The organism is uncultured Rhodospira sp., assembly GCF_937138205.1.
In the GTDB taxonomy this organism is placed as follows: Bacteria; Pseudomonadota; Alphaproteobacteria; order Rhodospirillales; family Rhodospirillaceae; genus Rhodospira.
The window spans coordinates 22078-40051 of sequence record NZ_CAKZOT010000035.1 but is presented as its reverse complement, the minus strand read 5'-3'; the positions used below and the strand labels follow the sequence as shown (position 1 = coordinate 40051).

Genomic DNA, 17974 nt, shown 5'->3' with positions numbered 1-17974 from the left:
GATTCGCGCGCAACCAATTATGAGTCCCGCTGCCCGGACTTTTGCCCCGGTTACAACGTCGCTGCACAACTTTTTGAATCTAGTGCATTTTCGATCCAGACAAATGATGCTCGGTGCATCTTTTGTCTGGATCAGTGCACTAGGCGGTGCGCTGGCTGAATGGATGAGGGCGGCCGTCAGGCCACGTCAACGTAGGCGGCCACGCCCTCGTAGGACCACTGCGGCAAGGTTTCCACGATGACGTCGCGCTCTTCTTCACCAGCGGTGTAGAAGTGCGTGCCCGTCTGCGAATTGTAAAATCGAAACAAGGCTGTATCATCGTTGTCCGGCCTTGCGTGCACATAGAAGGCAATGCCTTCGTCGCTGAACCAAGGGTAGGTCTCGTTCACGTAATCACGTTCAGCTTCGCTGCTTGTATAGAAATGTGTTCCCGTCTGTGTATTGAAAAACCGATAGAAGGGAATGGAGGCGGTGTCGGTCTGCGGTGTACTCCTGAAGGCGACGCCCTCATAGGACAGACCCCATCCTGCGGCGGCGACGGACTCGGCTTCATCGAATGAAGCGGTGTAGAAATGGGCGCCGGTTTGGGGATTATAGAACCGGTAAATTCCGTTTTCGACGAACTCAACAGGAACCGAGTCGTCAGGCGTGGGATCGCCGCCGCCCCCGTCCCCGGTCTCGTTGGGATCACCTGTGGGATCGGTGCCCCGAGCCGGACGAATGTCCAGGGTGTAGTCGACGGGGAGAAAGTTCCAGTCCCCGGTAATACCCGCGCCACCCGAAACGCCCCCCGGCCCGTCACCTGGTACCGCCAACATGCCCTGGACTTGGAACACGACGTCCTCTCCGGTCAGCGTCCATTCCGCCGTGTCCAGAAGCGACGGATCGTCAATGTAGACTTCGCCTGATGCTCCGCGATCGACGTACCGGTCAACCAGGCCCTCCACGGTTCCGTCGATAATATCCTTTTCGTTCGGCAACACGGCATTACTGTCGCCCCACGTCGCGACGCAAACACCGTCGACAGCGGAGACGCCCCTCAGGGGCCAAACGGCAATGTAGGCGTAATAGTCACCAACCTCACTGATATTAAAGTCAATGCGGACAGTTTCCAGGGCGAAGGGTGTGAATGAATAGAAATCCGAGTCGGTGTCGGAACCCCACCAAGTTTTTACATCGTCAAATCGGTAAAAGTTGGTTGAGACACCGCCGTCCGGTGCGGCTCCCGGAAAAGCAAGCGTGCCGAGAAAGAATGCGGTATCCGCCGTTTCGTTGGGTTCATGTTGTCCCACTGTCGCCTCCCTTATGAGTCCGGGGCGTCCCTGCTCCGAAGCAGCGTTCCAGGAGATCGTAATGGGGCAACGCACGGTGCGAAAAGATGCCTTCCTGGTACAAATGGACCATGTCGCATGGCTGAAAGAGGCTGGCCGCGACCCCGGCACTGCGTTGACAGACCCGACGCCGAAGGCCATATGCCGTACGTCCGATCAGGACGTATTTCGTCCTATGTCCGTTCCGGGCTTTGGCCACACCAGGAAAGACCAGATGATGACTGACACCGCCGTCCACGACCGTATCCGCGACGAGATTGCCGGCAGCGACGTTGTCCTTTACATGAAGGGCTCGCCCATGTTCCCGCAATGCGGGTTTTCGGCCGCCGTGGCGCAAATCCTCAACCACCTGGGCGTGACGTACAAGGGCGTGAACGTGCTGGAGGACGAGGATATCCGCCAGGGGATCAAGGACTTCTCGAACTGGCCGACGATTCCCCAGCTCTACGTCAAGGGCGAGTTTGTCGGCGGCTGCGATATCGTGCGCGAGATGGCCGAGGCCGGCGAGTTGCAAGCCCTGTTCAAGGACAAGGGCGTGCCCATGACGGCGCCGGCATGACGGGGCGTCACGCTCCGTTCGCCTGACGCCTGCCTCGACCATCCGGTCTCAAGGAGACAGGAACCGGCCCGGTCCAAGACCCGTCCCAAGACCCGTCATTGCGAGCCCTCGTCACCAGACGAGGGCGAAGCAATCCAGAGCGATTTTCGACGCCCATTGCCCTGGATTGCTTCGTTGCTCCGCTCCTCGCAATGACACAAAAAAAGCCGTGCCCCCCCCCTCACCAAGCACTGCCTCACCACGTGGTGAACGCACCGTCCATGGGGAACGCCGCGCCGGTGGTGCCGTCGGCGGCCTCGCTGCACAGGAACACGGCCAGTTCGCCCAGTTGCTCCGGCGTGACGAACCGTTCCGTCGGCTGGCGTTCGCCCAGCAGTTTGCGGGTGGCCTCCTCGATGGACAGGCCCTCGGCCTCGGCGCGGGCCTCGATCTGCTTTTCCACCAGCGGCGTCTTCACCCAGCCCGGGCAGATGGCGTTGGCCGTGATGTGTTGCTTGGCGTTTTCCAGCGCCGTGACCTTGGTCAGGCCGACAAGACCGTGCTTGGCGGCGATGTAGGCGGCCTTGAACGGGCTGGCCACCAGGCCGTGCGCCGAGGCGATGTTGACGATCCGTCCCCAGCCGCGCTCCTGCATCCCCGGCAGCGCGGCGCGGGTGGTGTGGAAACAGGCCGACAGGTTGATGGCGATGACGGCGTCCCACTTCTCGGGCGGGAAGGCCTCGATGCGGTCGGTGTGCTGGATGCCGGCGTTGTTGACCAGGATGTCCACCGGCGCCAGTTCCTTTTCCGCCTTGCGCACCAGGGCGAAAGCCTCGTCGGGGTTGGCGAGGTCGGCGTGAACGAACACGGCCCGCACGCCGTGATCGCTTTCCAGGCCGGCGCGGATGGCCTCGATCTCGGCCGGGTCGCCGAACCCGTTGAGCACGATGTTGGCGCCGCGCGCGGCCAGGGCGCGGGCGATTCCCAGGCCGATGCCGCTGGTGGAGCCGGTGACCAGGGCCGTCTTGCCGTTCAGCATGGGATGTCCTCTCCTTGTCGATCGTGTGATGGGCCGTCTGCCGGATTCTGCCGGATGGGGTCTCGCGCCGGGATGTGGTCCCGATCCCGCAGAGTTGGCCTGTTCGCGCCGCCGGATGCAAGGGGGGAACGCCCGGGCGGTTGGAACCCTTGGGCGTCGCCCGCGTTCGTTCACAAAGGGGGAATGATCCGCCGGGCCGGACGGTCCCCTGCGGGCCGCCGGTCAGCCACCCGAAATGAAGGAGAGGCCCATGTCGCCGAAGACTGTCGTGATCGGCGCCGCTGTCGTCGGCGCGGTGCTGTTCGCTGGCTATCAGCTTCGAACCGCCAGCGAAGAACAACTCGCCCGCGCCGAGGCGCAGGCGGCCCAAAGCCCCACCTCATCTCCAGGGGCCGTCGCGGAGCTCAAGGACCTGGACGGCAACACCCTCGGCACGGTCGAATTCACCGAGACTCCGTCGGGCGTTGTCCACGTCGTCGCCAGCGCGTCCGACGTCCCCGAGGGGGTGCACGGCTTCCATATCCACGAGACGGGCGCCTGCGACGCGTCAACCGGCTTCAAGTCCGCCAACGGGCATCTGGCCGGAGACATGAAGCATGGTCTTGTCGCCGGCGGACCGCACCCGGGCGATCTGCCGAACGTCCATGTGCACGCGGACGGCAAGCTCGATGTCGAGTTTTTCCACGCGGGTCCGGACTTCCAGGACAAGAGCTGGTTTGATGCGGTCGGCCTGTTCGACGACGACGGCAGCGCCATGGTGATGCATGGGGGCGCCGACGACTACGAAAGCCAGCCCTCCGGCGCGGCGGGACCCCGCATCGCCTGTGGCGTCATCACGCGAAGCGGCGACGCGTAGGCCGGCGTCACACGCTCGCCAGGTGTCGAACGAAAGCGGGCCGTTGGCTGAGGTGAGCCACGGCCCGTTTTCGGTGTTGAAAGCCGGACGCCAAGCCGCGTCACACGGTCGGGGCCGTGTCCTCGTCCTCGTCCAGGTCCGCCGGCACCTCCTCCAGCCCGTCGGCCTCGTCGGCGTCGGGGTTCGATGCCCAGGCCAGATCCTCTTCGCTTTCGGCGGCGTCCTCGGCGCTGCCCGCCTCGGCGGCCTGCTGGGCGCGCTCGGCCTCCTCCAGGCTGCGCGCCACGGTGACCGGCACCGTCACGCCCACCTCGGGATGCAGCGACACGCGCACCTCGGTGGTGCCGAGGACCTTGATCGGCGTGTTGAGCTGCACCTGCGAGCGGCCCACCATGTAGCCCTGCTCCTTCAGCTCGTCGGCGATGTCGCGCGCGCTGACGGAGCCGTACAGCTGGCCGCCCTCGGAGGCCTGACGCACCAGCACCAGGGCGACGCCGTTCATGCGCTCGGCGGCCTGTTCGGCCTCCTGCTTGCGCTGCAGGTTGCGGGCTTCCAGTTCGGCCTTCTGGTCCTCGAAGTACTTCAGGTTGGCCTCGGTCTTGCGCAACGCCTTGCGCTGCGGCAGCAGGAAGTTGCGCGCATAGCCCGGGCGCACCTTCACCACGTCGCCCATGAAGCCCAGGTTCTCAACACGTTCCAACAGAATGACGTCCATCACTCGTCCTCCGATGTCCGGCCGGCCGCGCGCCTGCGCAGGGTGGCCGAATATTCCACCAGCCCGGCCAGGACCATGGCAATGATGCCCACGGCCGACACGGACAGAAACACGATATAAAACGCGACCAGCAGCAGGGTCGGATGCGGCATCCGCCGCGCCACCACGTGCACCAGCTTGAAGCCCAGCAACAGGAACGGCAGCGACAGCCCGACCACCGCCGACCACGCCACATAGCCCACGTCGCCCGACACCAGCACCGCCGTCAGCAGGGCGACGCCATACACCGGCCCGTACCAGGCCGGCAGGGCCAGCGCGATGTAGGCGGGCGACGGGCGCAGCGCCTGCCCGAGCCGACGCACCAGCGCCTGGGCCAGCATTCCGGCGACCATGGCCCGAATGCCCCACGACAGCGCCAGCGCGCCGGGCACGATCGCCGCCGCGCTGTCCACCATGGCCGTCCGGGTCTGCTCGTCCAGTCCCGGAGCCGAGGCCCCGCCGACCGCGACCATGCGATCCAGCACCTCGGCGGCGGTCGTGCGGACCAGGCCGAACAACCCGCCGCCCTCACTCGGCGCCACCAGGGCCAGCGCGGCGATCAGGATGGGCGGAAACAGCATCAGCCACGCCAGAATGCGCCCCGGCGGATACCAGTGCTCGACCCGCGACGGATCGGGCTTGCCAACATCCGGGGCCGGCCGCAGCGCCAACGCAACGATCACCACCGCTGGCAGCGCATCCATGATCACGTACAGTCCGGCGGCGGCCGGCGAGAGGCTGAGCCCCCCGAACGCCACCGCGCCGGCAAGCCCGGCCACCGCGCCGGCGGCCGTGCCGCGCGCCAATCCGACGGCCACCAGCGGCACCGGCGCGAGGAACCACGGCAGTGCGCCCACGACCGGCCCTAGAGCCAGCATGAAGGCCTGGAGCAGCGCCCCGGCGATGCCGGCGGCGATGGCGAGCGGAACCGTCTGAAGCATGACCGGGAAGCCCCTAGCCGTGGTGCCCGCACCGACATCGGCGCCGGCGCCGCCGCCGTTACTGCCGGATCACGTAGGGCAGCAGGCCAAGAAACCGGGCGCGCTTGATGGCCCGGGCCAGTTCCCGCTGCTTCTTGGCCGAGACGGCCGTGATGCGGCTGGGCACGATCTTGCCCCGCTCGGACACGTACCGCGACAGCAGCCGGATGTCCTTGTAGTCGATCTTCGGCGCGTTGGCGCCCGAGAACGGGCAGGTCTTGCGCCGGCGGAAGAACGGACGTCGCGCCATGATCAGGCTCCTCCTTCTTGCCGGGCCTCTTGCCGGGCCTCGCCGCGCGCATCCTGGCGGCGCGGCCGGTCGCCGCGATCACCCCGGTCGCCCCGGTCGCCCCGGTCGCCGCGATCACGCCGCCCACCGCGATCGCCACGGTCGCCGCGATCGCCACGTTCGGGGCGGTCACCGCGTTCGGGCTTCTGCATCATGATCGACGGGCCCTCTTCCAGCGCCTCGACGCGGATGCTCATGTAGCGCAGGATGTCCTCGTTCAGGCGCAGGCGGCGCTCGGCCTCGTGCAGGGCCGGCGGTGGCGCGTCCACGTTCAGCATGAGGTAGTGGCCTTTGCGGTTCTTCTTCATCCGAAAGGCCAGGCCGCGCAGGCCCCAGTATTCCTTTTTGGTGACCTTGCCACCGCCTTCGGTGATCACCTCCGTGATCTGGTCCGCCACCTGGTCAACCTGGTTGGCGGACAGATCCTGTCGGGCGATCACCACGGTCTCGTACAATCCCATGGTGCGACTGTCCCTTTTGGCTTGTCTCAGCCCGGGAACGCGTGGGCACCCCACGGCGTTCGACAGGCATAGCCGGCCCATGCCGGCAAGGGTTGCGGGCCGGCCTGCGCCGGCCCAACAGAAACCCGCCCGCCGACGGTGCCGGCGGGTCGGAAAGAGGCTGCACTATACACATCGCCGCCGCCGGTGCAAGGGACGCTTGACAAGTGTTACACGGTTTCACACTGTGCCGCCCACCGCATATGCGAAGAGACCGGCTGTCACCGGCCAGGGGCCTGATTCTCGCGCCTTTTCGGCTGCCCCCGGGGATCGCGGTGGGGCGATGACCGGGGAGGAGACGGCGTGGAGATCCGCACGCCGCGCGGCGGCGCATCACCCTTTGGGGGGCACATTTCGTGTGAGGGAGATCGACGAGCAATGACGCAGGCGAGCCAGACGCGGGCGTTCGTCTTTCCGGGGCAGGGTTCCCAGGCCGTGGGGATGGGACAGGCCCTCGCGGAAACCTTTGGCGTGGCACGTGAGGTCTACGAGGAGGTCGACGACGCGCTGTCGCAGCCGCTGTGGCGGTTGATGCGCGAGGGACCGCTGGAGACCCTGACCCTCACCGAAAACGCCCAGCCCGCGCTGATGGCCGTGTCCATGGCCGTGGTCCGCGTGCTGGAACGCGAGGGCGGGATTCGTCTGGCCGACACGGCGCGGTTCGTCGCCGGGCATTCTCTCGGGGAGTATTCGGCGCTGGCCGCCGCCGGCACGTTCTCGCTGGCCGACACGGCCCGCCTGCTGAAGGCCCGGGGCCAGGCCATGCAGCGCGCCGTGCCGGTCGGGCAGGGGGCGATGGCCGCGCTGCTCGGCCTGGACGTCGACGCCGCCCAAGCCATCGCCGCCGAAGTGGCGGGCGACCGCGTGTGCACCGCCGCCAACGACAACGCTCCGGGCCAGGTGGTGGTGTCCGGCCATACCGAGGCCGTCAAGCTGGCGGTCGAGGTGGCGGCCGACCGGGGCGCCAAACGCGCCGTTATGCTGCCGGTCAGCGCGCCGTTCCACTGCGCCCTGATGGCTCCGGCGGCCGAGGCCATGCGCGAGGCGTTGGCCGACGTGTCGATGGCCGCGCCGTCCCCGGCCCTGGTGGCCAATGTGCTCGCCAGCACCGTCACCGACCCCGAGGAGATTCGCACTCGCCTGATCGAACAGGTCACCGGCGCCGTGCGCTGGCGCGAGAGCGTGCTGTTCATGAAGGACAACGGGGTCGAGACGCTGGTCGAACTCGGCGCCGGCAAGGTTCTGTCCGGGCTGGCCAAGCGCATCGACCGCGGCCTGAGCGGCGTGGCCATCGAAACGCCGGTCCAGGTGGAGGCATTCCTGAAGGACCTTCAGGCGCCCGCGCGCGAGGTTTGAGGGAAAAGGACTCCATCGCATGTTTGATCTGACCGGCAAGACCGCGCTGGTGACCGGCGCGTCCGGCGGCATCGGCGGCGCCATCGCCCGCGCCCTGCACGAGCGGGGTGCGACGGTTGCCCTGTCCGGCACGCGCCGCGAGGCCCTCGACGCGCTGGCCGCCGACCTGGGTTCGCGGGCCGTCGTGGTCCCCTGCAACCTGTCCGACGCCGACGCCGTCAACGGGCTGGTGGCGGCCGCCGAGGACGCCGCCGGCGCGGGCCTCGACATCCTCGTCAACAACGCCGGCCTGACCCGCGACGGTCTGGCCATGCGCATGAAGGACGCCGAGTGGTCCGACGTGCTGGACGTGAACCTGACCGCCGCCTTCCGCCTGTCGCGCGCCGCGCTGAAGGGCATGATGAAGCGGCGCTGGGGGCGGATCATCTCCATCACCTCCATCGTCGGCGTGACCGGCAATCCGGGTCAGGCCAACTACGCCGCCTCCAAGGCCGGCCTGATCGGCATGACCAAGTCGCTGGCCGGCGAGGTGGCTCCGCGCGGCATCACCGTGAACTGCGTGGCGCCGGGCTTCATCACCTCGGCCATGACCGATGCCCTGTCCGACGACCAGAAGAACCGCCTGCTGGGTGCCATCCCGGCCGGTGCCATGGGGCGCGGCGAGGATATCGCCGCCGCCGTCGTCTACCTGGCCAGCGCCGAGGCGGCCTACGTCACCGGCCAGACCCTGCACGTCAACGGCGGCATGGCGATGATCTGAACCCGACCGGGACGGCGGACAGCCGCCAAACCGGCGCCCGGGATTGCTGGCCAAGCGGGGGTGAATATGCTAGGAACCGCCTCTCGGTCGGCTGGCGCGCACGCTCCGTTGACGGTTTCCGTGCGGACCGGCGCCGCCTCTGGAGGCATCAGGCCATCCGGGCGCGGGATTGTCGGCTCCACCCGCACGGGACAGCCGAACCCGCCGAACATCCACCCCCGAAAACGGACTCCATACGGATCCAAATCCCCCTAAGACCATTCAAGGACGAAGCAAGATGAGCGATGTCGCCGAGCGCGTGAAGAAAATCGTGGTCGAGCACCTGGGCGTCGACGAGGCCAAGGTTACCGAGAACGCCAGTTTCATCGACGATCTGGGCGCCGACAGCCTGGATACCGTCGAACTGGTCATGGCCTTCGAGGAAGAGTTCCAGTGCGAGATCCCCGATGACGCGGCCGAGAAGATCCTGACGGTCAAGGACGCCATCGAGTTCATCAACGAAAACACCAAGTAAGGCACTGGCGCGCCGGGCCACGCGTCGCGGTGCGGGCAGTGGCCGGGCGCTGGCCCAACGGGGTCGGAGTCGCGCGACTCCGCTCGCGCGGGCTTGCGGTACCCGAGGGACAGATCGACCAGACATGGCAGGGGCAATGAGACGAGTCGTCGTCACCGGACTGGGCATGGTGACCCCGTTGGGCGTGGGCGTGGCGCACAACTGGGAGCGGATCACGAACGGAACGTCGGGCCTTCGGGCCATCGAGCACATGGACGTCTCCGACCTTCCGTCACGGGTGGCGGGCCTGGTTCCGCGCGCCGATCGCGGCCAGGACGACGATCCGGCGGCCTTTCACCCTGACATGGGGGCCGACGCCAAACTGCGCCGCCGCATGGACGAGTTCATCGTCTACGGCCTGAAGGCGGCGGACGACGCGGTCGCGGATTCCGGTTGGAAACCCGAGACGGACGAGGACCAGGAGCGCACCGGCGTCATCATCGGCTCCGGTATCGGCGGCCTGCAGGGCATCGCCGAGGGCGCCGTGACGCTGCACAAGCACGGCCCGCGCAAGATCAGCCCGTTCTTCATCCCGTCCAACCTGATCAACCTGGTCTCCGGCCACGTCTCCATCCGGCACGGCTTCAAGGGGCCGAACCACGCCGTGGTGACCGCCTGCTCGACCGGAGCCCACGCCATCGGTGACGCCAGCCGCATGATCATGTTCGGCGACGCTGACGTGATGGTCGCCGGCGGCGCCGAGGCCGCCATCTGCCGCATCGGCATGGCCGGCTTCTGCTCGGCCAAGGCGCTGTCGACCGGGTTCAACGACCGCCCGACCGAGGCCTCGCGCCCCTGGGACCGCGACCGCGACGGCTTCGTCATGGGCGAGGGCGCAGGCATCGTCGTGCTGGAGGAGTACGAGCACGCCAAGGCGCGCGGCGCGCGCATTTACGCCGAGATCAAGGGCTACGGCCTGAGCGGCGATGCCTACCATATCACCGCCCCCGCCGAGGACGGCAACGGCGGTTACCGCGCCATGCGGGGTGCCCTGCGCAATGCCGGACTCAACCCCGAGGACATCGACTACATCAACGCCCACGGCACCTCGACGGAACTGGGTGACAAGATCGAGCACGATGCGGTCAAGCGTCTGTTCGGCGACCACGCCCACGCGCTGTCCATGTCGTCGACCAAGTCGGCCATCGGCCACCTGTTGGGCGCGGCCGGCAGCGTCGAGGCCATCTATGCCATCCTGGCCGTGGTCAACGGCGTGGTGCCGCCGACGCTCAACCTGGAGAACCCCACCGAGGGCTGCGACCTGGATCTGGTGCCCAAGGTGGCGAAGGAGCGCGCCGTCCGGCACGCCCTGTCGAACAGCTTCGGATTCGGCGGCACCAACGCCTGTCTGATCGTCGGCGCGGCCCCCTGAGCGCGCCCATGGAACACGGCACCCAGCCCGGACAGGAGACGGAGCGCCCGCCGCCGAAGCGCCCGCCCGGCGGAGGGGGCTGGGTCCGCGCCGTGGTCACCTCGCTGTCGCTGCTGGTGGGGCTGGTCGTGGTGGTCGCCTACGCCGGCTGGCGTTTCCTGGAGGACCATTTCGACACGCCCGGCCCGCTGACGAGCCCCACGACGGTCGTGGTGACCCAGGGCGAGGGCCTGGCCACCATCGCCGAAACCCTGGCCGAGGCCGGCGTCATCCGCGATCCGCAGTTGTTCGAGATCGGCGCCCGCCTGGCCGATCGCGCCCGCGACCTGAAGGCGGGCGAGTACCGGTTCGATGTCGCCGTCACGCCCCGAGGCGCCCTGGACATCCTGACCCGGGGCGATGTCATCGCCCACCGGGTGACGGTGGCCGAAGGCATGACCACCGAACGCGTGCTGGCCCTGGTGGGCGCGACGGAGGGCCTGGACGGCGAGATCACGCTACGCCCGAACGAGGGCTCCCTTCTGCCCGAGACCTATCACTTCACGCGCGGCGACAGCCGGGACGCGCTCATCCGCCGCATGATGGCCGCGATGGAGGAGACGCTGGTCGAGTTGTGGCCGACACGGGTCGAGGGGCTGCCCTACGACACGCCCGAGGAGGCGTTGATCCTCGCCTCGATCGTCGAGAAGGAAACCGGCCTCACGTCGGAAAAGGCGCATATCGCCGGCGTGTTCGTCAATCGGCTGCGCCGGGGAATGCGCCTGCAGTCGGACCCGACGGTGATCTATGGGCTGGAGCCGTCCGGCGTGTTGGGCCGGGGCCTGACCCGCTCCGACCTGCGCGAGCCAACGCCCTATAATACGTACGTGATCGACGGCCTTCCGCCGGGGCCGATCTGCAATCCCGGGCGGGACACCATCGCCGCCGTCCTGAACCCGAAGGAGACCGAGGACCTGTTCTTCGTCGCCGACGGCAGCGGCGGCCATGCCTTCGCCCGCACGCTGGCCGAGCACAATCGCAACGTGCGGGCCTGGCGCCGCTTCCTGCGTGAGCAGCGCCAGACAGACGATTAGCACCGCACCGCCAGCCGCCGGGCGCGTGGGGGACGGCGGCAGCAGGGGATACCGAGACCGTGCGCATCTGTATCGTCACGGATGCCTGGCGGCCCCAGATCAACGGGGTCGTGCGGGTGATCGAAGCGGTTCGTCGTGCCCTGGAGGCGGACGGACACACCGTGGCCGTGATCGAGCCGAACGCCTTCCGCTCGGTGCCCCTGCCCACCTATCCCGATATCCGCCTCGCCGTAGGCCCCCGCCGCAAGGTGCGGCGGATGCTGGCCGCCTTCCGCCCCGACGCCGTGCATATCGCCACCGAGGGTCCCCTGGGTCTGGCGGCGCGTCGCATCTGCCTGGGCTGGGGCTGGCCGTTCACCACCGCCTACCACACGCGCTTTCCTGAATACGTGCATACCCGGTTCCGCACGCCGCTGTCCTGGCTCTATGGGTGGATGCGTCACGTGCACCGGCCGGCAACGCGGGTTCTGGTGCCCACCGCCTCGATCCACGCCGAACTGGAGCGGCGCGGCCTGCAACGGCTCGTTTTGTGGTCGCACGGTGTCGACACCGCCATCTTCCGTCCCATGGAGGACGCGGGGAACGCCCCGTTCGCCCATCTGCCCCGGCCGATCTTCCTGTTCCTCGGCCGCATCGCGGTGGAAAAGAACCTGCCGGCGTTCCTGGACCTGGACCTGCCGGGATCGAAGGTCGTGGCGGGCGTGGGACCGGCCCTGGACGGGTTGCGGCGGCGCTATTCCGATGTGTTTTTTACTCAGCCGGCGGACGACGAGGCCATCGCCCGTTGCTACTCGGCGGCCGACGCGCTGGTCTTCCCCAGCCTGACCGACACGTTCGGGCTGGTGCTGCTGGAGGCCCTGGCCTGCGGCCTGCCGGTGGCCGCCTTTCCCGTGGCCGGACCGCGCGACGTGCTGGCTGGCGCCGCTCCGGAACACCCGGTCGGCGTGCTTGACGACGATCTGCGGCGCGCGGCCCTGACGGCGCTCGACCTGGACCGGGCCGCCTGCCGCGCATTTGCCCTGCGGCATGGATGGACCGCCGTGGCCGCCCAGTTCCTGGACGCGCTGGCGCCGATCCCCGAGGCCGCCCTGTTGCCCGCGCGCGGCCCGGATGACTGGGACCGCGACCTGGCGTTCGATCTGCACCTCGACCTGGACTTCGAGGCCGAGCGGATGCAACCCGCCGCGCCCGACACGCGCCGATAGGGTGGCGCGGGCGTCGATCGGGACCAAATCCATTGGCCACGGCGCCCGCGCCGTGTCATGCTTCTGTCAAGAATTCTGTGGTGACCGGCCCCGCCCCGCCACTTCACGGGTGCGGGCCGAGTCTGGTTGCGCATCTCGAGGGCACGGGAGGACAGCCTTGACCAAGCGGACCGACCTGGACACGCAGGCCCTGCGAGACCGCCTGGTGGCTCACCGCGCGGAGGTGCTGGCCGACGAGGCGAGCACGGTCGCCGACCGGGCCACCGTGGACGCCGGCGACACGGCCATGGGCCGGCTGTCGCGCATGGACGCGTTGCAGCAGCAGGCCATGGCGCAGGAAACGGAACGGCGGCGCCAGGTGGAACTCAAGCGGATCGACGCCGCCCTTGAGCGCCTGGAGACGGGCGACTACGGCATCTGTGTCCACTGCGGCGACGACATCGCCGCGCGGCGGCTGGCGTTCGACCCGGCCGTGCCGTTGTGCATCCGCTGCGCCAACGCGGCGCGGTCGTGAGGGGGGCGCGCCGAGACCCGGCGCTGGCTCGGGCCGTGGGGGAGGGACGAGGAGGCCGGACCACCGCCGCGCCACGGCTGATCGTCACCCCGTAGGGTGCGTCTGACCGCCGCGACTGCGGCGGACGACGCACCGGCTGATGGTGCGTCGCGCCTTTCGGCGCAGACGCACCCTACGGTGTTCCGAATCCCCCACCCCCAGCAAGCCGTAGGGTGCGTCTGACCGCCGCGAATGCGGCGGGCGACGCACCGCGAATGCTATGCCTCCCCTCACTCCCCATGCCGGGCGATGTACTCCCGCAGGGCGGCGTTGATGCGGGACTGGTAGCCTTGCGCTCCGCCGGCCTGGAACCACGCGATAATGTCCGCGTCGAGCCGGATCGTGACCTGCCGCTTGACCGGACGGTACAGGGCGCCGCGCCGGGCGCCCGCCCATTCGGTGGCCTCGGGGATGTCGGTCGTGTCGATGGCGTCGTCCGGCATGTCTTCCAGCGCCTTCAGTTCGGTCTGGTGGTCCGGGGAGAGTTTGTCAGGCGTGGTCATGATAGATGCGCCTTTCCCGTGGCGTTGCCTTGCGCGCGCTGATGATCCGGCCGGGACGGTCGTTCAATGGCCATGTGTGGACCACGAAAAGGACCGTGGTGCCGACCGCGCCCAGAGTCCGGTATCGAGCCTCCGACGGTTCAGGATCTTCTGTCGTCAGGTGGAGGGGATCGTCGAAAACCCTGACGGCGAGCGCGAAACTGACACTGTGTTTGGCCTTGTTCCTTGCCGCCTTAGCCGGATCCCACGTCCAGTCATCGTCCTCCATGGTCGCGCGGTGTCCTTACAAAAACATAACGACAAACCTCCCCGACGGCAAGCCGTAGGGTGCGTCTGACCGCCGCGCCCGCGGCGGACGACGCACAGGTTGATGGTGCGTCGCGCCTTTCGGCGCAGACGCACCCTACGATGTGCCGAATCCCCCGCCCCCAGCAAGCCGTAGGGTGCGTCTGACCGCCGCGACTGCGGCGGACGACGCACCGGCTGATGGTGCGTCGCGCCTTTCGGCGCAGACGCACCCTACGGTGTTCCGAATCCCCCACCGCCGGGGGTCTCAATGACCAGCACATCGCCCGGGGCCATTTCGGTGGACCCGGTCGCCCCCAGGTCCTCGACCGATCCGTCCGTGCGCTCCACAGTGTTGCGCCCGCAGGCGCCGTCCGCCCCGCCGTTCAGCCCGAACGGCGCCACCCGGCGGCGGTTGGACAGGATCGACGCCGTCATGGCCTCGCGGAACCGCAACCGCCGCACCACCCCGTCGCCGCCCCGGTGCGCGCCGGCGCCGCCCGAGCCCGGCCGCACATGGAAGTCCTCCACCAGCACCGGGAAGCGGGCCTCCAGCACCTCCGGGTCGGTCAGGCGGCTGTTGGTCATGTGGGTGTGCACGGCCGACGCACCGTCGAAGTCCGGCCCCGCCCCCGCACCGCCGCAGATGGTCTCGTAGTACTGGTGGCGGGCGTTGCCGAAGGTCAGATTGTTCATGGTGCCCTGGGCGGCGGCCATCACCCCCAGCGCGCCATAGAGGCAATCGACCACCGCCTGGCTGGTCTCGACGTTGCCGGCCACCACGGCGGCCGGATACACCGGGTTCAAAAGGCAGCCCTCGGGCACGCGGATCTCGATCGGCTTCAGACAGCCCTCGTTCATGGGGATCGGCTCGTTGACCAGGGTGCGGAAGACATAGAGCACCGCCGCCCGGGTGACCGGCTTGGGCGCGTTGAAGTTGTCGGCGAGCTGGTCCGACGTGCCGGCGAAGTCCACCACGGCGCCGCGCGCCTGGCGGTCCACGGTGATCGACACGCGGATCTCCGCGCCGTTGTCCATCTCCACCGTGAACGTGCCGTCCTCCAGCACGTCCAGCACGCGGCGCACGGTCTCCTCGGCGTTGGCCTGCACGTGGCCCATGTAGGCCCGCACCACATCCAGCCCGAACTGGTCGACCATGCGGCGCAGCTCGCGCACGCCTTTCTCGTTGGCGGCGATCTGGGCCTGCAGATCGGCGATGGTCTGGCGCGGATTGCGGGCCGGGTAGGGGCCGCCCTCCAGCAGGTCCAGCAGCGCCGTTTCGCGAAAGCCCTCCTCGGCGTCCACCAGGTGAAAGGCGTCGATCAGAATGCCTTCCTCTTCCACGCTGCCGGACAGGGGCGGCATGGAGCCTGGGGTGATGCCGCCGATGTCGGCGTGGTGGCCGCGCGCGCCGACGTAGAACAGGATCTCCCGCCCGGCCTCGTCGAAAACGGGAGTCACCACGGTCACGTCGGGCAGGTGAGTGCCGCCGTTATAGGGCGCGTTGGTGGCGTAGACGTCGCCCGGGCGCATGGCCTCCCCATGCGCGGCCATGATGGCCTGCACGGATTCGCTCATCGAGCCCAGGTGGACCGGCATGTGCGGCGCGTTGGCGATCAGGTGGCCGGCGCCGTCGAACACGGCGCAGGAGAAGTCCAGCCGCTCCTTGATGTTCACCGAACTGGCGGTGTTCTGCAGCGTCGCGCCCATCTGCTCGGCGATGTTCATGAACAGGTTGTTGAACACCTCCAGCATGACCGGGTCGGCCTTGGTCCCCAACGCCACCGAGTCCGGGCGTGGTTCCGCCCGCTCCAGCACGATGTGGCCCTTGGCGGTGAAGGCCGCCCGCCAGCCGGGCTCGACGACGATGGTGCCGGTGGGCTCGACGATGATGGCCGGCCCGGCGATGGTGTCGCCCGGCCGCAGGTCGGTGCGGTCGTGCAAGGGGGCGTCGTGCCACGCCCCGCCGCTGTACAGCCGCCGCCGGTCGCGCGGCTCGGGCGCGCCGTCGCGGCGCGGCAGGTCCAGGTCGGCCTCGTCGATGGCGACGGTGGTGGCGATGGTCTCGGCGGAGACCGCCTCGATCACCAGCGGCTTGTCCAGGACGAAGCCGTAGCGGGTGCGGTGCGCCTCGGCGAACGCCTGTTTCATGGCGTCGATGGGGCCGGCGTCGACGATCAACGGCGTGTCGGTGCCGTCGTAGCGCAGGTGGGCCTTGCGCAGCACATGAGCGCCGGTCCCGTCCAGGCCCTGCGCCTCGATCTCGGCGCGGCCCTGCTCGGCCAGGGTGTCGAGCGCCTTTTCGGCCTCGCGCACGCCGTTGTCGTCCAGGGGCGCGCCAACCGACCGTTCGCCCATGGTGCGCACGTCGGCCAGCCCCATGCCATAGGCGGACAGCACGCCCGAGAACGGATGCAGGAACACCGTCGACATGCCCAGCGCGTCGGCCACCAGACAGGCGTGCTGGCCCCCGGCGCCGCCGAAGCACACCAGGGCGTATTCGGTGACGTCATAGCCGCGCTGGATGGAGATGGTCTTGATGGCGTTGGCCATGTTCTCGACCGCGATGCGCAGGAAGCCTTCCGCCACCGCCTCGGCCGGGCGGCCGTCGCCGATGCGTCCGGCCAGGTCGGCGAAGCCATCGCGGGCCGCCTCGGCGTCCAGCGGTTGGTCGGCGTCCGGCCCGAACACCTTGGGAAAGAAGTCCGGCTGGATCTTGCCCAGGACGACATTGCAGTCGGTCACGGCCAGCGGTCCGCCACGCCGGTAGCAGGCCGGGCCGGGGTTGGCCCCGGCGCTGTCCGGCCCCACCCGAAAGCGGGCGCCGTCGAAGTGCAGGATGGAGCCGCCGCCGGCCGCCACGGTGTGGATGCGCATCATCGGCGCCTGCACGCGAATGCCGGCCACCTGGGTGTCGAAGGCGCGCTCGTATTCGCCGTCGAAGTGGGACACGTCGGTCGAGGTGCCGCCCATGTCGAAGCCGATCAGCTTCTTGAACCCGGCCATCTCCGCCGTACGGGCCATGCCCACGACACCGCCGGCCGGGCCGGACAGGATGGCGTCCTTGCCCTGGAATAGTCGCGCGTCGGTCAGTCCGCCGTTGGACTGCATGAACATCAGCCGGGTGTCGCCGAGGTCGCCGGCCACCTGGTCGACGTAGCGGCGCAGGATGGGCGACAGGTAGGCGTCGACCACCGTCGTGTCGCCGCGCCCGACCAGCTTCATCAGCGGACTGACCGCGTGGCTGACCGAGACCTGCGAAAAGCCGATCTCTCGCGCGATCTCCGCCACGCGGGACTCGTGGTCGGGATAGCGGTAGCCGTGCAGGAAGGCGACGGCGCACGCGCGGATGCCGGCGTCGAACGCCTGTTGCAGGCCGGCGCGGGCGGCGTCCTCGGCCAGAGGCGCGATCTCCTCGCCCTCGGCGGTGACCCGGCCGGGCACCTCGACCACGCGTTTGTACAGCATCTCCGGCAGCACGATCTCGCGCGTGAACAGATGCGGCCTGTTCTGGGTGCCGATGCGCAGGGCATCGCCGAAGCCCTGGGTGGTGGCCAACACGACCCTGTCGCCGGTGCGCTCCAGCAGGGCGTTGGTGGCCACCGTGGTGCCCATCTTCACGGCCTCGATCCGGTCCGTGGGGATGGGGTCGTTCGGCCCGACCCCGAACAGATCGCGGATGCCCTGAAGCGCGGCGTCGGCGTACTGCTCCGGGTTCTCGGAGAGCAGCTTGTGGGTGACCAGGGCGCCGTCCGGCCGCCGCGCCACCACGTCGGTGAAGGTGCCGCCCCGATCGATCCAGATCTGCCAGCGGTCGGACGTTTCGGCGGCCTGGGGGGCATTGTCGGCGGTGTCGGTGGCGGGCATGGGCGACGCTTTCTCCGGACGGGCCTGTTCTACCGAAATGTGATGCGTCCGGCTTAGCCCGCCAGAGGCGAGGGTGGCAACGACCGACCGCTTGCGGCGGTTCGAAACGCGTCCCATCCCGCCGTGTGAGCGTCCTGTCCTCATCGCGAGGGAGAACGCC

At 68.7% G+C, this 17974-nt stretch carries 18 protein-coding genes; 9 read left to right on the top strand and 9 right to left on the bottom strand.

All coding sequences use genetic code 11. The features are described from left to right. Window positions 1-176: 176 nt before the first annotated feature. Complete coding sequence (locus tag Q0309_RS03885; RefSeq protein ID WP_299437650.1) at window positions 177-1292, bottom strand: hypothetical protein; 1116 nt, start codon at window positions 1290-1292, stop codon at window positions 177-179. A gap of 256 nt (window positions 1293-1548) precedes the next feature. Between Q0309_RS03885 and grxD the strand changes: the two genes are divergently transcribed. Beyond that, entirely contained in the window at window positions 1549-1890 is a 342-nt protein-coding gene (gene grxD, locus Q0309_RS03880; protein WP_299437652.1) for a Grx4 family monothiol glutaredoxin, read from the top strand. Window positions 1891-2125: 235 nt separating this feature from the next. Here grxD and Q0309_RS03875 read toward each other — a convergent pair whose 3' ends face one another. Continuing rightward, window positions 2126-2908: a 3-hydroxybutyrate dehydrogenase gene (locus Q0309_RS03875; protein ID WP_299437648.1), complete on the bottom strand. Its 783-nt coding sequence runs from the start codon at window positions 2906-2908 to the stop codon at window positions 2126-2128. Between the two features lie 250 nt (window positions 2909-3158). Between Q0309_RS03875 and Q0309_RS03870 the strand changes: the two genes are divergently transcribed. After that, a complete protein-coding gene (locus tag Q0309_RS03870; RefSeq protein WP_299437646.1) occupies window positions 3159-3764 on the top strand; it encodes a superoxide dismutase family protein in 606 nt (201 codons plus the stop codon). 100 nt (window positions 3765-3864) lie between these two features. On the opposite strand, the gene rplI is transcribed toward Q0309_RS03870, so the two are convergent. The 4 genes from rplI to rpsF are packed head-to-tail and all read right to left on the bottom strand — an operon-like array spanning window position 3865 to window position 6248. Next, entirely contained in the window at window positions 3865-4479 is a 615-nt protein-coding gene (rplI, locus tag Q0309_RS03865; RefSeq protein WP_299437644.1) for a 50S ribosomal protein L9, read from the bottom strand. Continuing rightward, window positions 4479-5459 carry a DUF2232 domain-containing protein gene (locus tag Q0309_RS03860; protein ID WP_299437642.1) on the bottom strand — a complete coding sequence of 327 codons (981 nt, stop codon included), beginning with the start codon at window positions 5457-5459 and terminating at the stop codon, window positions 4479-4481. Before Q0309_RS03860 ends, rplI begins: the two co-directional genes overlap by 1 nt. A 58-nt stretch (window positions 5460-5517) precedes the next feature. Next, window positions 5518-5748: a 30S ribosomal protein S18 gene (gene rpsR, locus Q0309_RS03855; RefSeq protein ID WP_092784960.1), complete on the bottom strand. Its 231-nt coding sequence runs from the start codon at window positions 5746-5748 to the stop codon at window positions 5518-5520. A 2-nt stretch (window positions 5749-5750) separates the two neighbouring features. Then, window positions 5751-6248 (bottom strand): 30S ribosomal protein S6, encoded by a 498-nt coding sequence (gene rpsF / locus Q0309_RS03850; protein WP_299437636.1) that lies wholly within the window; start codon window positions 6246-6248, stop codon window positions 5751-5753. Between the two features lie 417 nt (window positions 6249-6665). Between rpsF and fabD the strand changes: the two genes are divergently transcribed. The 7 genes from fabD to Q0309_RS03815 all read left to right on the top strand — a co-directional run bounded on the left by fabD (window position 6666) and on the right by Q0309_RS03815 (window position 13120). Continuing rightward, entirely contained in the window at window positions 6666-7643 is a 978-nt protein-coding gene (gene fabD / locus Q0309_RS03845) for an ACP S-malonyltransferase (protein ID WP_299437634.1), read from the top strand. A 19-nt stretch (window positions 7644-7662) separates the two neighbouring features. Next, window positions 7663-8403, top strand: a complete 741-nt coding sequence (gene fabG / locus Q0309_RS03840) for a 3-oxoacyl-[acyl-carrier-protein] reductase (protein WP_299437632.1) — start codon at window positions 7663-7665, stop codon at window positions 8401-8403. A gap of 277 nt (window positions 8404-8680) precedes the next feature. After that, window positions 8681-8917, top strand: coding sequence for an acyl carrier protein (locus tag Q0309_RS03835; RefSeq protein WP_299437630.1), 237 nt, complete (start codon window positions 8681-8683; stop codon window positions 8915-8917). Window positions 8918-9053: 136 nt separating this feature from the next. Further along, window positions 9054-10328 carry a beta-ketoacyl-ACP synthase II gene (gene fabF / locus Q0309_RS03830; RefSeq protein WP_299437628.1) on the top strand — a complete coding sequence of 425 codons (1275 nt, stop codon included), beginning with the start codon at window positions 9054-9056 and terminating at the stop codon, window positions 10326-10328. A gap of 8 nt (window positions 10329-10336) precedes the next feature. Further along, complete coding sequence (mltG, locus tag Q0309_RS03825) at window positions 10337-11401, top strand: endolytic transglycosylase MltG (RefSeq protein WP_299437626.1); 1065 nt, start codon at window positions 10337-10339, stop codon at window positions 11399-11401. 59 nt (window positions 11402-11460) lie between these two features. Next, on the top strand, window positions 11461-12606 hold the full coding sequence (locus Q0309_RS03820; RefSeq protein ID WP_299437624.1) for a glycosyltransferase family 1 protein: 1146 nt from the start codon (window positions 11461-11463) through the stop codon (window positions 12604-12606). A 157-nt stretch (window positions 12607-12763) separates the two neighbouring features. Then, window positions 12764-13120, top strand: coding sequence for a TraR/DksA family transcriptional regulator (locus Q0309_RS03815; RefSeq protein WP_299437622.1), 357 nt, complete (start codon window positions 12764-12766; stop codon window positions 13118-13120). A 269-nt stretch (window positions 13121-13389) separates the two neighbouring features. Here the strand turns inward: Q0309_RS03815 and Q0309_RS03810 are convergent, their stop codons facing one another. From Q0309_RS03810 to Q0309_RS03800, 3 genes are all read right to left on the bottom strand, one after another. Beyond that, entirely contained in the window at window positions 13390-13662 is a 273-nt protein-coding gene (locus Q0309_RS03810) for a BrnA antitoxin family protein (RefSeq protein ID WP_299437620.1), read from the bottom strand. Beyond that, on the bottom strand, window positions 13649-13930 hold the full coding sequence (locus tag Q0309_RS03805; protein ID WP_299437618.1) for a BrnT family toxin: 282 nt from the start codon (window positions 13928-13930) through the stop codon (window positions 13649-13651). The genes Q0309_RS03810 and Q0309_RS03805 overlap by 14 nt, the downstream gene beginning before the upstream one ends. 251 nt (window positions 13931-14181) lie before the next feature. Beyond that, entirely contained in the window at window positions 14182-17814 is a 3633-nt protein-coding gene (locus Q0309_RS03800; RefSeq protein ID WP_299437616.1) for a hydantoinase B/oxoprolinase family protein, read from the bottom strand. Window positions 17815-17974 lie beyond the last annotated feature (160 nt).

Bases quoted from the DNA above. Each gene is read 5' to 3' on its own strand.
- grxD (WP_299437652.1), top strand. From the start codon at position 1,549: ATGACTGACACCGCCGTCCACGACCGTATCCGCGACGAGATTGCCGGC.
- Q0309_RS03875 (WP_299437648.1), bottom strand. From the start codon at position 2,908: ATGCTGAACGGCAAGACGGCCCTGGTCACCGGCTCCACCAGCGGCATC.
- Q0309_RS03870 (WP_299437646.1), top strand. From the start codon at position 3,159: ATGTCGCCGAAGACTGTCGTGATCGGCGCCGCTGTCGTCGGCGCGGTG.
- rplI (WP_299437644.1), bottom strand. From the start codon at position 4,479: ATGGACGTCATTCTGTTGGAACGTGTTGAGAACCTGGGCTTCATGGGC.
- Q0309_RS03860 (WP_299437642.1), bottom strand. From the start codon at position 5,459: ATGCTTCAGACGGTTCCGCTCGCCATCGCCGCCGGCATCGCCGGGGCG.
- rpsR (WP_092784960.1), bottom strand. From the start codon at position 5,748: ATGGCGCGACGTCCGTTCTTCCGCCGGCGCAAGACCTGCCCGTTCTCG.
- rpsF (WP_299437636.1), bottom strand. From the start codon at position 6,248: ATGGGATTGTACGAGACCGTGGTGATCGCCCGACAGGATCTGTCCGCC.
- fabD (WP_299437634.1), top strand. From the start codon at position 6,666: ATGACGCAGGCGAGCCAGACGCGGGCGTTCGTCTTTCCGGGGCAGGGT.
- fabG (WP_299437632.1), top strand. From the start codon at position 7,663: ATGTTTGATCTGACCGGCAAGACCGCGCTGGTGACCGGCGCGTCCGGC.
- Q0309_RS03835 (WP_299437630.1), top strand. From the start codon at position 8,681: ATGAGCGATGTCGCCGAGCGCGTGAAGAAAATCGTGGTCGAGCACCTG.
- fabF (WP_299437628.1), top strand. From the start codon at position 9,054: ATGAGACGAGTCGTCGTCACCGGACTGGGCATGGTGACCCCGTTGGGC.
- mltG (WP_299437626.1), top strand. From the start codon at position 10,337: ATGGAACACGGCACCCAGCCCGGACAGGAGACGGAGCGCCCGCCGCCG.
- Q0309_RS03810 (WP_299437620.1), bottom strand. From the start codon at position 13,662: ATGACCACGCCTGACAAACTCTCCCCGGACCACCAGACCGAACTGAAG.
- Q0309_RS03805 (WP_299437618.1), bottom strand. From the start codon at position 13,930: ATGGAGGACGATGACTGGACGTGGGATCCGGCTAAGGCGGCAAGGAAC.
- Q0309_RS03800 (WP_299437616.1), bottom strand. From the start codon at position 17,814: ATGCCCGCCACCGACACCGCCGACAATGCCCCCCAGGCCGCCGAAACG.